We start from the raw sequence: 9,805 nt of genomic DNA on the forward strand, positions 1-9,805 counted from the left end.
CCCTCGCACCTGCATACCCAGCAGATCGTGCTCACCCGCGACAATGAGGGCCGCACCGGCATCGGCGTGCTGGAGCAGGTCTGCATCGGCCCCTACGCCCCGGCGGGCTTCACCCAGATGCTGGACGGGGCGAAGGGCTAGACTTCAGGGGTCAACCGGGGTCAGCCGCCCTTCCGGGTGGCGAAGGCGGCGATGCGCTCGCGCATGTCGGGTCCGACCCCCTCGCCGCGGTAGACCTCATGGGCGAGGCCCGCTGGCAGGGGCAGGCCGTCGGTCAGGTCCAGGAGGCGCTTGTTGGCGGCGTGGCTGAAGGCCGAGTTGGCGGCGATCTCTGCGACCCAGGCGTCGACGCTTTCCAGGAAGGTCTCGTCCGGGAAACAGGCGTTGGCCAGTCCCATGGCCTCGGCCTCGCGGCCTGAGTAGGTGCGGCAGGTGAACATCATCTCCCGCGCCTTGCTGGTTCCCACGCGCCGGGGCAGGCGCTGGCTGAGGCCCCAGACCGGCGTCAGGGCCCAGCGGGCGTGGGTGTCGGCGAATTTGGCGCTCTCCGCCGCAAGGATGATGTCGGCGGCCAGGGCCAGCTCCAGGGCGCCGGTGTAGCAGTGACCATGGACCGCCGAGATCACGGGAAGGGGCAGGGCCGCCAGGCGCTCGATCACTTTGGACTGGAAGTTCGGCTCCGGCAGCCGTTCGCCGACGGCGATGTCGCCCAGGTCGTGGCCGGCCGAGAAGCAGCGGCCGGCGCCCCTCACCACCACCACCGCGACCCCGGCGGGTTTGGCGGCGATGTCCCGGACGTGGGCGTCAAGGGCCTGGAAGAGCGGGACGTTCAGGGAGTTCAGCTTGTCAGGCCGGTTCAGCACCAGATGCACCGCCGCGCCGCGCTGTTCGCGCAGGACCAGATCCGTCATTCGTCATCCTCCCTTTGGGTCCGAGGGAACGCAATCCGGCGTCCCGATGTCAATCCTGCGGCCAGCCCTGTCATCCAACCGTCATTGATCCTTTGTAATCCTCCCACCGCCCAATTCGGGATATCTTGCGCCTCGACTCCCGTTCCCGTTCAGGGGCGCCGCAGACAGGATTTCCCGTGAGGACCATCGCCATCGGTATCGGCGTTCTTCTCGTCCCCTTGCTGACGGTTCCGGATGTCGCCAGTGGCCAGGTTCTCGAGATCGGAGACGATGGCGCCGTGACGACCTATTCCGGACCCATGGTCATTACCTCCGCCGGCGCCCAGCCTATCCTCAGCGCCGTCCCGCGCATGGCCGCGCCCGCCCCCGCAGCGGTGGCCAGCCTGATCGCCGAGGCCGCCGCCCGGCACGGCGTCGACCCGGGTCTCGCCGCGGCCGTGGCCTGGCAGGAATCCCGCTTCCAGCAGTCCGCCGTCTCGCCCAAGGGGGCCCGAGGGGTCATGCAGCTGATGCCCGCCACCGCCCGCGATCTGGGCGTTGACCCCGACGATCTCCACAGCAATATCGACGGGGGCGTGAACTACCTGGCCCGGCAGCTTCGGCGTTTTGGCGACGTCCGGCTCGCACTCGCGGCCTATAACGCCGGACCCGAAGCCGTGGTGCGTTATGGCGGCGTGCCGCCCTTTGAGGAAACCCGCGCCTATGTCCAGGCGATCGTCTCGCGCCTTGGCGCGCCCCGCATCCTGTCCTTCGGAGCCGAGTAGGACCATGACCCGCAAGACCCTCCCTTTCGCCCTGCTGGCCGCCTTGAGCGCCTCGCCCGCCCTGGCTCAGGCCCAGGCGGACCCCGCCGGCTCGTCTCCCCTGATCGCCGCCCTCAGCTGGGTGCAGGGAACCCTTCTGGGCACGGTGGCCACCAGCGCTGCGGTCATCGCCATCGCCATCGTCGGCTTCCTCATGTTGTCCGGGCGGATGGAGTGGCGGCGTGGGGTGATCGTCATCGTCGGCGCCTTCATCATCTTCGGCGCCGTCTCCATCGTGGCAGGCATCCGCAGCCTCGCCGGAGCCATGTAGGATGAGCCGACTGGCCTCGGATCCGGTCTTCGCCGCCCTGACGCGGCCGCAGATGATCGGCGGCGTGACCTACACCTACGCCATCCTCAACCTCATCGTGACCGGGGAGCTCTTCCTGATCACCAAGTCGTTCTGGGTCCTTGGCGTCGCGCTGGTGATCCACGCCATCGGCTATGCCGGTTCGGTGCGCGAGCCGCGCTTCTTCGACATCTGGATCACCCGGGTCCGGTCCTGCCCGCGGGTCCGGAACTTCAGTTTCTGGGGCGGGAACTCGTACACGCCGTGAACAGGTTCATCACGACCCAGGCCGCCCGCCTCCTGGCGCCCCGGGAGGTCGCCATCACCGACCGCCTGCCCTACGCCCGGCACCTGGACGCCCAGACGGTGTCGACCCGGGACGGGCTGCTGGTCCAGACCCTGCACATCTCGGGCTTTCCCTTCGAGACGGCGTCGGACGAGGACCTCAACTACCGAAAGTCCGTCCGCGAGACGGTGCTGCGCAGCGCCGCCACCTCGCGGCTCGCCCTCTGGCACCACGTGGTTCGCCGGCGGGTCACCCCTGAGTTCCCGCCGCCGCCGGAGGAGCCCTTCTGCGCCGACCTCGACCAGAAGTGGCGAGAGCAGCTGGAGGCCCGGCAGCTCTTTGTGAACGACATCTTCCTGACCCTCGTCCTCAGGCCCACCCAGGGGCGGGCCGGTCTGGTCGAGAAAGTGCTGCGGGGACCTCGCCAGCGACAGTCTGAGACCACCCGCGACCTGCGCGAACTGCACGCCATTCGCGAGTCCTTCGCGGCCGCCCTGTCGCCCTACGGGGTCCGCACCCTCAGCCTCTACAGTGGGCCCGGCGGCGCCCAGTACTCCGAGCCCTCCGAGTTCTTCGCCCTCCTGCTGAACGGCGAGGGCCGGCCCGTGCTCACCCCGTCCGGGGACATCGCCGCCGCGGTCGGCCAGCGCCGCCTGACCTTCGGCCTGGACGCCATGGAGCTTGGGACCGGTCATGGCGGCGCGCGCAGCTACGCCGCCATTGTAGGGCTGAAAGACTATCCCGCACGGACCGCACCGGGCGTGCTCGACGGCGTCCTGCGCCTGCCCCATGAAATGGTGCTGACCGAGAGCTTCGCCTTTCAGGACCGGCAGGCCTCGCTGGACCGGATGGGCGTGGCGCTGCGCCGCCTCAAGGCGGCCGACGATGACGCCTTCAGCCTCAGGGGCGAACTTGCCCAGGCCCGGGATGACGTCGGCGCCGGCCGCACCGCCTATGGCGAGCACCACCTGTCGATCCTGGTCCGCGCCGAGACCCTTCCCGCGCTCGACTACGCGGTCGCAGACATCCAGTCCGCCATGGCCGAAGCCGGCGCCCTGGCGGTCCGGGAGGACGCCAACCTGGAGCCGAGCTTCTGGGCTCAGTTTCCGGGCGGCTTTCGGTTCATCGCGCGGAAGGGGCTGATTTCGGCCGGCAACTTCGCCAGCCTGGCCAGCTTCCACAATCACCCCACCGGTGAGGCGACGGGCAACCATTGGGGTCCGGCCATCTCCGTGCTGGAGACCACCGCCTCGGGGCCCTACCATTTCAACTTCCATCAGGGCGACCTCGGCAATTTCACCTGCATCGGGCCCTCGGGGTCGGGCAAGACCGTCCTGCTGACCTTCCTGCTGGCCCAGGCCGAGCGGGTTCGGCCGCGCGTCGCCTATTTCGACAAGGACCGCGGGGCCGAGCCCTTCATCCGCGCCATCGGCGGCCGTTACGACGTCCTGCGCCCCGGCGAGCCCACCGGGTTCAACCCGCTCCTCCTGCCCGACGAACCCGGCAACCGCGCCTTCCTGGCGGAATGGCTGGCCCAGCTCCTGTCTTCGGACGGCTCCACCCTCAGCGCCGATGACCGGGCGGTGATCGCCGACGCCATCGACGCCAATTTCGCCCAACCTACCAGCCATCGCAGGCTCCGCTTCCTGCGCGAGCTGTTCCGCGGTGGCCGTCGCCCCACCCCCGGGGACCTCGCCTTCCGGCTGGGACCCTGGTGCGAGACGGGCGAGCACGCCTGGCTGTTCGACAATGCCGAAGACCAGCTCAGCCTGGAGACGCGCGTCCTCGGCTTCGACATGACCCGGGTCCTTGATGCACCGGAGGTGCGGACGCCGGCCATGATGTACCTGTTCCACCGGCTGGAGCAGAGGCTGGACGGATCGCCCGCCATCTTCGTGGTCGACGAGGGCTGGAAGGTTCTTGATGACCCCGTTTTCGTGCGCCGGATTAAGGACTGGGAGAAGACGATCCGCAAACGCAATGGCCTCGTGGGCTTCTGCACCCAGAGCGCCTCGGACGCCCTCGACAGCCGGATCGCCTCGGCCATCATCGAGCAGGCCGCGACCCAGATCTTCTTCCCCAACGCCCGGGCCAAGCCGGACGAGTACATCGATGGCTTCGGTCTTTCCGAGCATGAGTTCTCGCTGGTCAAGTCCCTGCCCGACACCTCCCGGTGCTTCCTGGTCAAGCGGGGCGACCACAGCGTGGTGGCGCGGCTGGATCTCTCCGGGCTTTCCGGGCCCCTGCAGGTGCTGGCGGGGACGGAGCGGTCGGTGCGCCGGCTGGACCACTTGCGGGCGGCGGTGGGCGATGCGCCCTCGGCCTGGCTGGAGCCCTTCATGGCGGGGAAGGCCGCGCCATGATCCAGGCCTGCCCCTCCTACATGGACGCCGGCCCTATCGATGGCGTGCTGGCCACCATCGACTGCCAGACGCGCGTCTACGCCCAGGGCGGTTACGAGGCCCTGACCCAGGGCTCGGGCCTGTTCGGGGCGGCTCTGACCCTCCTCTTGACCATCTATGTCGCCCTGATCGGCTGGCGCCTCCTTGTGGCCCCTGAAGGCGCACGACTGTCGGAAGCGCCGGGCGTGGCCTTGCGCATCGGTGCGATCCTGGCCCTTGTGACCAACTGGTCGGTCTTCCAGACCCTGGTCTTCGACGTCGCCGACCGGGCCCCGGTGCAGATCGCCGCCGCCGTCTCGGCGCCCTGGACCTCCGGAGGCGAGGGGAGGAGCCTGGCGGCCCGCCCCGTCGCGGGCCTCGAACGGGCGCATTCCGAGCTCCGGGGCGCCGCCGCCGCCTTCGGTGTCCTGGCGCCGCCTAACGCCAAGGCCTATGCGAGCTCGGACGCGGCCTCCGCGGAGGCGCTGTCCCTGGCCGCCGACGCCCTGATGGTGATGAGCGTCGGCGTCATTGGCGGCTCCAAGCTCGCCATCGGGGTGCTCACCGCCGTGGGCCCGGTCTTCATCGCCCTGGCTCTCCTGAATGTGACCCGGGGGGTTTTCTTCGGCTGGGTCCGGGCCCTCGCCGGGTCCGCCCTCAGCCTGCTCGTGGGCTGGGCGCTTCTGATCATGCTCCTGGTCGTGCTCGCCCCCTGGTTGGCGGCGCTGGCGGAACAGAGGCAGGCGCAGGTGCTGGACCCACGTACGGCGACCAGTCTTGCAGCCCTGATCCTGGTCTTCGCGGTCGGGCAGGGGGTCCTGATCCTCGCGGCCTGGGTGGCCGCTCTCGGCCTGAAGATGGGGACGCCCCCCGCAACTCCGGCATCCACGGCAGTCGGGACGACGAGGCCCGAACCGGCCGCCGTCCTGCAGGTCGCTTCCCGCGCCGACCGTCTCGCCCAGGCGCTGACGCAGGATGGTCAGAGGTTTGAGAGCCGGGTCCGGGAAATCACCCTGGCGGGCGCCGCCGCGCGACAGGCGCCGGTCCAGGTCGCCGGTCCTCGACCCGCGGACACAATTGGCGGCGGCTATAGAAGGCCCGTCGCGACGCGACGGCGTGGAGGCGCATGATGTTTCGCTCCATCCTCATTGCGGTTTGCCTCGCCCTGTCGTCGGCGACCGCCTTTGCGGTCACCCCCCGCCCTGGCGGGGGCGATCCCCGCATCCACTTCGTCGACTACGATCCTGTCGCGGTGGTCGAGCTCAAGGGCGCGCTTCGTCACCAGCTGACGGTCGAGTTCGATCCTGCCGAGCGTATCGAGAACGTCGCGATCGGCGACAGCCTGGCATGGCAGGTCACCCCCAACCGCCGGGCGAACCTCCTCTTCCTGAAGCCCATGGCCCGCCGGCCCTCCACCAACATGACGGTGGTCACCAACCTGCGCCGGTATAACTTCCGGCTGACCTCCCTGGCCCAGCCGACCCGCGGAATGCCCTTCACCGTCCGGTTCGTCTATGCGCCGCCGGTCGTCCTCGTGCCGACGCCGCCGCCGCCCGACCCGCCGCCGGAAGTGCGCAATGCGGCGTATTCCTTCCAGGGGTCCCGGGCCCTGCTGCCGGTTCGCATCTTCGACGATGGTCGGGACACCTATTTCGCCTTCTCCGGGGATGAAGACCTGCCCGCCATCTTCGCCGTAGAGCCGGATGGCGCCGAGGCGGTGATCAATCTCCGGCTCCGGGACGGCCTCTTCGTGGCGGACCGCGTTGCTCAGGGTTTTGTCCTGAGACGGGGCGGCGATGTCACCCGCGTGTTCAATGACGGCTACCGCCGGACCGAGACCAGCCAGGTCCCGGAAAAGCGCCGGTCCTTCTGGCGGAGATGAAGATGGTTGAGAAAACGCGGAAGGCCTCGGCCGAGCCGGCCAGCCAGGTCCTTGCAAGCGCCGAGGACGCCTTGCCCAAGGTGCGGGCCCCGGACTCACCGGTCGTCTTCTGGGGCGGCATCGGCGGCGCCGTCCTGGCGGGCCTGCTGGTGTTCAACGGGCTCAACGCCTCGCGGGGCGCGCGGGCTCAGGTCACCCCGGCTCCGCCGCCCGCGCCCTCCACCCCGGCGCCGGCGAAGCCGGCTCCGGCCCCCATGCCGCTTTCGTCGCCGGCGGTCCCGCCGGGCGCACCCGTAGCGGTCGCCACCCCGGAGGACACCTACCTGAGGGCGCCGGCCCTGGTCGTCGACCTTGCGCCCACCGAGGGCGCAGCGCCGGCGGTGGCGCCGGGCAATCCAACCGTCGCGGCCCCGGCGCCGTCGGAACCGCCTGGCTCACCTGAGGAGCGCTTCGCCGCGCGGACGATGGGCGCAACCAGCGACGGCGCCCGGGCGGTCCAGATGCAGGACCTTAGCCGGGTCGTTCCACAGGGCACCCTTATCGCCGCCGTCCTCGAATCGGCGATCAACTCCGATCTGCCGGGCGCCGTGCGTGGGGTCGTCAGCCGGGATGTCCGCAGTTTCGACGGCAGTCGCGTCCTGATTCCCCGAGGCTCTCGGCTGGTCGGACAGTACAAGTCTGCAGCCTCCGTCGGGCAAACCCGCGCCTTCGTCGTCTGGAGCCGGATCATCAGCCCCTCAGGAGTCAGCATCGACATCGCCTCTCCCGCCGTGGATCGCCTTGGCCGGGGCGGAGTCGAAGGCAAGGTGGACAATCACTTCTTCGAGCGCTTCGGCGCCTCAATCCTCCTCACGGTCCTCAACGCCGGGGTCACCGCCGCCGCCAACAGCGGCTCCAACAACAGTAACACCACCCTGATCCTGGGGGGGGCGGGGCAGGCGGCCGTCTCGACCGTCCGTCCGGCGGACATCCCTGCGACTCTGCAGGTCAATCAGGGAGCGGCGATCCAGGTCTATGTGGCCCGGGACCTCGACTTCGCGGGCGTCGTGCGCTGATGAACGCCAATGTCTATCTCGGCGCCTTCCTGGCTCCCCTCTCGCCCTGGCTGGGCCGGCCCGAAGTGACAGACCTTCTGGTCAACGCCCCGGGCGAAGTGTGGGTCGAGACTGCGACGGAAGGTATGCACCGCGAGGCCGCGCCTGGGCTGGATGAGACCACCCTCCAGCGCCTCGTCCGCCAGATTGCGGCCTACAGCAGCCAGGGCGTGAACCGGGAGCAGCCGCTCCTGTCGGCAACCCTGCCCGATGGCGCCCGCGTACAGGTGGTGGCGCCGCCGGCGACCCGGGGCGGTACGGTTCTGGCCGTGCGCAAGCATTTGATCTCCGACCTCAGCCTCGAGGACCTCTCGGCAAGCGGACTTTTCGTGCGCCCCGCCGGCGAGGATGCCGAGGCGTCCAGCGACGGAATCCTGGCGGCCTTGCTTGAGGCCGGTGACCGGCTGGGCTTCCTGCGCGAGGCTGTGCGCCGGCGGAAAACCATCGTGATCTCGGGGGGCACCGGCAGCGGCAAGACCACGCTGCTTAATGCGCTCGTGAAGGAGATCGACGAGTCTGAGCGTCTGGTCGTCATCGAGGACGCCCCGGAGATCCGCCTGGACCATCCCAACAGCGTCGGCCTCATCGCCGTCAGGGGCGACATGGGCGAGGCGCGGGTCGATGCGGACGCCCTCCTGACCGCAGCCTTGCGTCTTCGGCCGGACCGGATCCTCCTCGGGGAGTTGAGAGGATCGGAGGCTTTCGCCTTTCTGCGGGCGGTGAACAGCGGTCATCCAGGCTCGATCACCACAATCCACGCCGACAGCCCCGCTGGCGCCCTCGACCAGATCGGCCTCCTGGCCCTCACTTCGGGCCTTGAGCTGGGCTGGGACAAGGTCCAGGCCTATGTCTCGCGGGTGATCGACGTCGTGGTCCAGATTGAGCGGTCCGAAGGCGCCCGCCGGATTTCGGACATCCAATTCCTGGGCCGGCGCGCCTGAGGACGCCGGGCGGAAGGTCCCGCCCGGCCCCAGGACTTTCGTCAGAAGCGGGCGGACAGGCCCAGGGAGAAGGACTGGCCGATATCAAAGCTGTTGGTATCGAACCGCTTTCCACCCGCCGCCTGGTACTCTTCGGCGTCCGTGCCCGTCAGGTTCCGCGCCTCGAAGGAACCGGTGAACTCCCGACCCTGGATTTCGAAATTGCGCCGGTAGACGAAGTCGACCCTCATGCCGGGCTTCTGGACCAGGTCCGGCAGGTCGACGCTGCTGGAACGGGCCGAAACGCGCTCGCTGGTGTAGGTCACCAGGAAGGTGGCCTGCGATCCGGCTTCGTCGTTCTCGAAGCCCAGCTGCAGGTTGGCCAGGTGATCGGACTGTCCCTGAAGCTTCTCGCCCCCGGTCAGGTAGTCACGGGCGGGAGGGGTCGTGGGGACGCCGGTGATATCGAGAATGATGGTGTCGCCATCCGACACCTTCAGCTGTGAGGTCGTGTAGGTGTAGTTGAGGGACACCAGCCAGCGCCTGTTGTCGACCCAGGTCGTCCCCGTCTCCAGCTCAAACAGCTTCTTGAACTCGACCTCGCCGCCGTAAATGTCGGCCGCGGGCGCATTATAGAAGGTCTGGCGGAAGGCACCGTCGGAGCCAAGGACTGCGAGGGCTTCGATGGGCTTCTCCATGTTCTTGTAGAAGGCGCCGAAGGTGAAGTACTGACCCTTGCTGAAGTAGTGCTCGTAGCGGGCGTCGACGTTCACGAAGGTCGTGTCCTCGAGGTAGGGATTCCCTGAGAGGATGCGGTCGGTCTCCGTGTCCCGGTAGCGCTGCGGCGCCAGTTCCCGAAACTGCGGCCGGCCGATGGTCTGGGACAGGCCGAAGCGCAGCTGCTGGTCCTCGGCGAAGTTCCAGGTCAGAGTCGCCGCCGGCAGAACGTAGTCCTTCGAGACGGTCCGGCTGAAGATCGGCGCCGCCGAGGGGCTGAAGATGTCCAGGGTCTTCACGGTTTGGTCCGCGGTCTCGTAGCGCAGTCCAATACTGCCCCGGAGCAGGGGACGGATCTCGCTGTCCACCTGGACGTAGGCGGCGGCGACCTCCAGCCCGGCGTCGTACATGGCCGCATCCCCGGTCAGGGAAGAGCCAGTCAGTTCCCGCAGCAAGATGATGTCGTCGTTGATGTTCCGGTCGGACACCAGATAGTCGATCCGCTGACCGGCATAGCGCAGC

General features: G+C 68.9%; 10 protein-coding genes. 8 read left to right on the forward strand and 2 right to left on the reverse strand.

The annotated features are described in order from the left end of the window. Positions 1-161 precede the first annotated feature (161 nt). Positions 162-911, reverse strand: coding sequence for an enoyl-CoA hydratase/isomerase family protein (locus IM632_RS11675; RefSeq protein ID WP_296480071.1), 750 nt, complete (start codon positions 909-911; stop codon positions 162-164). 176 nt (positions 912-1,087) lie between these two features. Between IM632_RS11675 and IM632_RS11680 the strand changes: the two genes are divergently transcribed. From IM632_RS11680 to virB11, 8 genes are read left to right on the forward strand one after another with little or no spacing between them, the layout of a single operon-like run. Continuing rightward, positions 1,088-1,675, forward strand: coding sequence for a lytic transglycosylase domain-containing protein (locus IM632_RS11680; RefSeq protein ID WP_296480072.1), 588 nt, complete (start codon positions 1,088-1,090; stop codon positions 1,673-1,675). 4 nt (positions 1,676-1,679) lie between these two features. Then, positions 1,680-1,985 carry a TrbC/VirB2 family protein gene (locus IM632_RS11685; RefSeq protein WP_293512923.1) on the forward strand — a complete coding sequence of 102 codons (306 nt, stop codon included), beginning with the start codon at positions 1,680-1,682 and terminating at the stop codon, positions 1,983-1,985. A 1-nt stretch (position 1,986) separates the two neighbouring features. Continuing rightward, entirely contained in the window at positions 1,987-2,271 is a 285-nt protein-coding gene (locus IM632_RS11690) for a type IV secretion system protein VirB3 (RefSeq protein ID WP_293512921.1), read from the forward strand. Continuing rightward, entirely contained in the window at positions 2,268-4,652 is a 2,385-nt protein-coding gene (locus IM632_RS11695) for a VirB4 family type IV secretion/conjugal transfer ATPase (protein ID WP_296480073.1), read from the forward strand. Before IM632_RS11690 ends, IM632_RS11695 begins: the two co-directional genes overlap by 4 nt. After that, entirely contained in the window at positions 4,649-5,800 is a 1,152-nt protein-coding gene (locus tag IM632_RS11700) for a type IV secretion system protein (RefSeq protein ID WP_296480074.1), read from the forward strand. The genes IM632_RS11695 and IM632_RS11700 overlap by 4 nt, the downstream gene beginning before the upstream one ends. Further along, positions 5,800-6,552, forward strand: coding sequence for a TrbG/VirB9 family P-type conjugative transfer protein (locus IM632_RS11705; protein ID WP_296480075.1), 753 nt, complete (start codon positions 5,800-5,802; stop codon positions 6,550-6,552). Before IM632_RS11700 ends, IM632_RS11705 begins: the two co-directional genes overlap by 1 nt. Positions 6,553-6,554: 2 nt before the next feature. Next, on the forward strand, positions 6,555-7,607 hold the full coding sequence (locus IM632_RS11710) for a TrbI/VirB10 family protein (protein ID WP_296480076.1): 1,053 nt from the start codon (positions 6,555-6,557) through the stop codon (positions 7,605-7,607). Further along, complete coding sequence (gene virB11 / locus IM632_RS11715) at positions 7,607-8,587, forward strand: P-type DNA transfer ATPase VirB11 (protein ID WP_296552365.1); 981 nt, start codon at positions 7,607-7,609, stop codon at positions 8,585-8,587. The genes IM632_RS11710 and virB11 overlap by 1 nt, the downstream gene beginning before the upstream one ends. Before the next feature lie 41 nt (positions 8,588-8,628). Here the strand turns inward: virB11 and IM632_RS11720 are convergent. After that, positions 8,629-9,805: TonB-dependent receptor (locus IM632_RS11720; protein WP_296552366.1), on the reverse strand; the 1,177-nt coding region annotated here is incomplete at its 5' end.

Origin of the sequence: Phenylobacterium sp. (assembly GCF_020402505.1) — a bacterium.
Classification (GTDB): Bacteria; Pseudomonadota; Alphaproteobacteria; order Caulobacterales; family Caulobacteraceae; genus Phenylobacterium.